Annotated in this window: 5 protein-coding genes and 1 pseudogene; 3 read left to right on the top strand and 3 right to left on the bottom strand. The window is 33.0% G+C overall.

The genetic code is table 11. The features are described 5' to 3' along the window. Positions 1–476: pseudogene (locus ACIQ6Z_RS09010) on the top strand (hypothetical protein); the annotation flags it as partial. A gap of 81 nt (positions 477–557) precedes the next feature. Here ACIQ6Z_RS09010 and ACIQ6Z_RS09015 read toward each other — a convergent pair. Beyond that, positions 558–887 (bottom strand): toxin-antitoxin system YwqK family antitoxin, encoded by a 330-nt coding sequence (locus ACIQ6Z_RS09015; RefSeq protein WP_396210556.1) that lies wholly within the window; start codon positions 885–887, stop codon positions 558–560. Positions 888–1,125: 238 nt separating this feature from the next. Between ACIQ6Z_RS09015 and ACIQ6Z_RS09020 the strand changes: the two genes are divergently transcribed. Together ACIQ6Z_RS09020 and ACIQ6Z_RS09025 are read left to right on the top strand one after the other, a co-directional pair. Further along, complete coding sequence (locus tag ACIQ6Z_RS09020) at positions 1,126–1,458, top strand: T9SS type A sorting domain-containing protein (RefSeq protein ID WP_396210557.1); 333 nt, start codon at positions 1,126–1,128, stop codon at positions 1,456–1,458. Between the two features lie 72 nt (positions 1,459–1,530). Continuing rightward, positions 1,531–2,511 (top strand): acyl transferase, encoded by a 981-nt coding sequence (locus tag ACIQ6Z_RS09025; RefSeq protein WP_396210558.1) that lies wholly within the window; start codon positions 1,531–1,533, stop codon positions 2,509–2,511. On the opposite strand, the gene ACIQ6Z_RS09030 is transcribed toward ACIQ6Z_RS09025, so the two are convergent. Continuing rightward, on the bottom strand, positions 2,508–3,449 hold the full coding sequence (locus ACIQ6Z_RS09030; RefSeq protein ID WP_396210559.1) for a DUF3078 domain-containing protein: 942 nt from the start codon (positions 3,447–3,449) through the stop codon (positions 2,508–2,510). The two genes, ACIQ6Z_RS09025 and ACIQ6Z_RS09030, sit on opposite strands and share 4 nt — an antisense overlap. Before the next feature lie 14 nt (positions 3,450–3,463). Further along, the coding region (locus tag ACIQ6Z_RS09035; protein ID WP_396210560.1) for a 1-deoxy-D-xylulose-5-phosphate synthase at positions 3,464–4,960 on the bottom strand (1,497 nt) is incomplete at its 5' end.

Consider the following 4,960-nt stretch of genomic DNA (forward strand, 5'->3'; position numbering starts at 1 on the left):
AAGGTCAAAATAACTCAAACTGGTATGTTTACCAAGAAGGAATTGGGAATTTTGGTATGGAGATTGAAGCATCTAACAATGATAACGCTTACTTCCCAAAGATTGCTAACATCACTTTAATGAGAGCTCCTGGAACAGTAACAGAAGGTGGTTCATCTGCAGCTGAATATGATGCGATTCAATTTAAAAAAGATGGTAATGGTGATTTTACTAACATCACAATTGCTGGATATACAACTTCTGGTGCAACAGCAGTTCGAATTCAAGATGCTAGAACAAATACTAATCAAGTAAATGGTGGTAAAATAAAATTAACTTCAGTTAAAATAAATGATGGTACAAGTCAGTTTGCTGGAGTAGGAAATTTAACTGTAAACTTCCCAACTGCTAATTACACTATTAACGCTAGCGCAACCGGAGCAAGCTTAACAGCAGGCAATTGGTCCACTGTAAATGGTGCTACACTTATTAAATAATTACAGTAGTAAAATAAGTAAAATTAAAAAACCCATTTAGATAAAACGTCTAAATGGGTTTTCTTTTTGATTTAAATAAAATTAATTTGAAGCAACAGACCCTTTACTCCATTTCTTAATTGATAAAATAGCATCTTTTGAGTAGTCTACTTCAGATAAACCTTCGTTATTCCAAAAAAACCAGTTTCCAACCTTTTCTCCTTTTGAGTATTCAGCGATAGCAATTTTAACACCGTTTTCATTATAGGATATCCATTTACCATCCAATTTACCATCAGTAAAAAATCCTTCTTGTTGTATTTTACCGTTTTCATGGTAATAAGTTGCCTTAACGGCACCGTTAACTTCTTCTAATTTAGGCTCTCTATTTTGTGCAAAAGTCACACTAGATAACACTAACACTGCAATCATCATTAATTTTTTCATATCGTTAGGGTTTAATTGTTAATAGTTACCTAACAAATATAATAATTTGTTTACATAAACCAAACTTTTTCTTAACAATTTGATAACATTGGAATAATTCAACACATTCTTTGATGATTCAAAATGCATTTTTAGCACTTAAAAAAAATTCGGTAACGTATTTTTAATCATTTTAGTATTTGTTTTAAAAAAAATAGTACTTTTATATTGTAGAATTGAATCAATGAGAAAAATATACTTATCAAGTCTTTTGTTTTTACTTGTGTTTACTTCAAAATTAGTAGCTCAAGAAACAAAACAACAATTTAAACTTCAAGAAATACCAATTGAAGGTTTAAGCTTGTATCCTAATCCTGTGACTCACGGTAAAGTATATATTTCTTCTAAAAATGATTTAGATAAAGAAATTCAAATTTTTGACGTTTTAGGAAAGAAAGTATTACACACCCAATTAAATTCAAAAGAATTAAATCTTTCTTCTCTTTCTCCTGGTGTATACATTATAAAGATTAGAGAGGAAGAACATAGCGCTACTCGTAAATTGATTGTGAGATAATTCGCTGACTTTATCCTTTCCCTCTTTTTCTAATTCCCATTATTTTCGATTACTTTTGTAAAAAAATAATTCTTGATTTCAACTCACGATATATTCACCATTAGTAATCAAAAGCAGTTTGACAAAATCGCTTTGAAAGTTTTTCGTTTCCAATACGAGAATAATTTAGTGTACCGTGAATTTTGTGATTTTTTAAAAACGGATGTCCAAAAAGTAAAATCAATTGAGCAAATTCCGTTTTTACCCATTCAATTTTTCAAAAGTCATTCAGTGATTTCTTCTACTAATCCTATAGAAACTACTTTTACTAGTAGTGGCACAACAGGAATGATTACAAGTAAACATTTTGTTACCGATGTTGGCATTTATGAAGAGAGCTACCGCAAAGGATTTTCTCAATTCTATGGCAACATTGAAGATTATGTAATTTTAGCTTTACTTCCATCCTATTTAGAAAGAGAAGGCTCTTCCTTAATTCATATGGTTGATGATTTAATTCAACTTTCCATTCAGCCCGATAGTGGATTTTATCTTCACAATTATGACGAACTCATTGCTAAATTAATGGAACTGGATCGAGCTGGACAAAATGTAATTTTAATTGGAGTTACGTATGCCCTATTAGATTTGGTTGAAAAACATTCTTTCCAATTAGAAAACACTATTGTCATGGAAACGGGAGGAATGAAAGGAAAACGCAAAGAAATGATTCGCGAAGAATTGCACCAAGAACTCTGCATTGGATTTGGTGTTAAGTCAATACATTCCGAATATGGAATGACCGAACTATTATCACAAGCTTATTCATTAGGTGAAGGAATTTTCGAATGTCCATCATGGATGCAAATTTTAGTTCGAGACACTGAAGATGCTTTATCTTATGTACGAGAAGGCAAAACTGGAGGTATTAACGTAATTGATTTAGCTAACATAAATTCCTGTTCATTTATTGCTACTCAAGACTTAGGAAAAAAATACCCTAATGGTAGTTTTGAAGTTTTAGGTCGTTTTGACCATTCAGATATTAGGGGATGTAATTTAATGGTAGTTTAAAACGTGTAAACCAATCCAACACCTAACATTTGTCTAATTTGGAGTTTAGGACCCAATGTAACTTGCTTACCGTCAATCTGTTTTTTAGCTTTAATATCATCATCATAAATGATTTGTGCGCCAATATTTACTTTTACATGCTGATTAACAGTTAAATCCAATCTAAAGTCATAATCAATATCAATATTCCCAAATTTGTTAATATAATCCGAATACAGTACTAGTCTATTAATCCAAACAACATTTTTGGCAATCTCTGTTTTGTAATAACTTGTAAATAAAAACCCCAACTCAGTCCTCGTCTGTTTTCCATTTGTAATAATCAATCCATTCGAATCTACTACAGCTTTAGTTACCCCAAACGCGCCTTGATTGGCTAAGGCTTGATCCAATACAAAGGTAGTTTTAAAAGTAAAAGGAGAGATATAAAAAATTCTATGTTTCGATTTACTTGCATTTTCAGCTCCGACTCCTAAAAATATATAAGCCGGTGCAAACAATCTAGAAATTGCTTTCTCAGTATTAGGATAAGCATATCCATTACTAAACTGCGTGTTAAAATTAAATTTAGCTGAATGATACCAGTTTGTAATTGAGTCTTTTCTATAACCAAAAGTGGAACTCAATTGAATTAAATCATCTGTTTTTCGTAAATCAACCCCATCTTGCTTATTGAGGCCATAGCGAACCATTAATTCATTTACCCATTTTTGATTTCCTTTGGTATACACTCTAGAAAAATCCCCTTTTATTAATCCTGAAATAGCACTATTACCACCAGCACTCCAGTTTACAAAGGCAATCTGCGAAATGTCAAATCCTATCTTGTTTTTGTTTTTCCAATGAGACAAAGAATCCTTGGGTTGTAATTTAATAGTATCTTGACCTAAAACTGTCAAAGTCACAACAAAAAATATAAAACTTAATTTCAATCTCATTTTATAAAAAAAAATTATAAATAATTAGAAAAGATTTGCTTCAAACTTAAAACGTCAATTTTACAAAATTGTTGCAATTCCAAAACAGTTCCTTGTTCGATAAAAATATCTGGTACTCCAAGAATTTGAATTTTACTGTGATAATTATTGGCTGACGCGAACTCCAGAATCGCACTTCCAAAACCACCAGAGACAACACCATCTTCAATGGTAATTATCGTTTCAAATTTAGAAAAAATCGTATGCAAAAGTGCTTCATCAAGTGGCTTTACAAAAGGAAAATCATAATGTGCAATTGTACTTGGACAATTTAAATTATTTAATGCTTGTGTTACATTATTGCCAATCGTTCCGTTGGACAAAACAGCTACTTTTATTCCTTCTTTTACACAGTGTGCTTTGCCAATGGTAATTTTTTGATACGGACTTTTCCAATTTGTATTTTGTCCACGACCTCTAGGGTAACGAATCGCAATAGGATGTTCCAATCCCAATTGAGAAGTATATAAAATATTTTGTAAAGCCATTTCGTTCCTTGGCGAATAAATAATCATATTTGGGATACAACGCAGGTAGGCCAAATCAAAAACGCCATGATGAGTGGCTCCATCTTCTCCCACTAATCCCGCACGATCCAAACAAAAAATAACGGGTAAATTTTGCAAAGCTACGTCGTGAATGACTTGATCATAAGCTCTTTGTAAAAAAGTCGAATAGATATTGCAAAAAACAATCATGCCTTGTGTTGCCATTCCAGCTGCTAAAGTAACGGCATGCTGTTCCGCAATTCCTACGTCAAATGCCCGTTTTGGGAACGCATCCATCATCAACTTTAGCGAACTTCCTGTTGGCATTGCTGGAGTAATTCCGATAATTTTTTCGTTTTTTTGTGCCAAATCCAAAATCGTTTCTCCAAAAACATCTTGGAATTTTGGTGGAAGATGTTCTTCTGATTTAGGAATAATTTCTCCTGTATTCGCATCAAATTTTCCTGGCGCATGGTATTGCACCTGATTTTCCTCCGCTTGTTGCAGTCCTTTTCCTTTGGTAGTAATAACGTGGAGGAATTTAGGCCCTTTTACTTTTTTAAGTCGCTCTAATTCTTCAATTACAGATTGGATGTTATGTCCGTCAATTGGCCCTGAATAATCAAAATTCAAGGACTTTATCATGTTATTTTGTTTCGGATTTTTGCCTTGTTTTACGGCAGTCAAATAGTTTTTCAATGCTCCAACGCTTGGATCTATCCCAATAGCGTTATCATTTAGAATCACTAATAAATTAGCATCGGTAACTCCTGCGTGATTCAGTCCTTCAAATGCCATTCCGGACGCTATTGAAGCATCGCCAATAACTGCGATATGGTGCTTTTCAAAATCGCCTTTTAAACTAGAAGCGATTGCCATTCCTAAAGCTGCCGAAATGGAAGTTGATGAATGCCCTACGCCAAAAGCATCGTATTCACTTTCGTCTCGTTTTGGAAAACCTGATATACCGTGAAGTTGTCTGTT

It is taken from the genome of Flavobacterium sp., from assembly GCF_044376915.1.
Classification (GTDB): domain Bacteria; phylum Bacteroidota; class Bacteroidia; order Flavobacteriales; family Flavobacteriaceae; genus Flavobacterium.

What these genes read in the sequence shown, in the direction of transcription:
- ACIQ6Z_RS09030 (WP_396210559.1), bottom strand. Translation starts at nt 3,449, where the DNA reads ATGAGATTGAAATTAAGTTTTATATTTTTTGTTGTGACTTTGACAGTT.
- ACIQ6Z_RS09020 (WP_396210557.1), top strand. Translation starts at nt 1,126, where the DNA reads ATGAGAAAAATATACTTATCAAGTCTTTTGTTTTTACTTGTGTTTACT.
- ACIQ6Z_RS09015 (WP_396210556.1), bottom strand. Translation starts at nt 887, where the DNA reads ATGATTGCAGTGTTAGTGTTATCTAGTGTGACTTTTGCACAAAATAGA.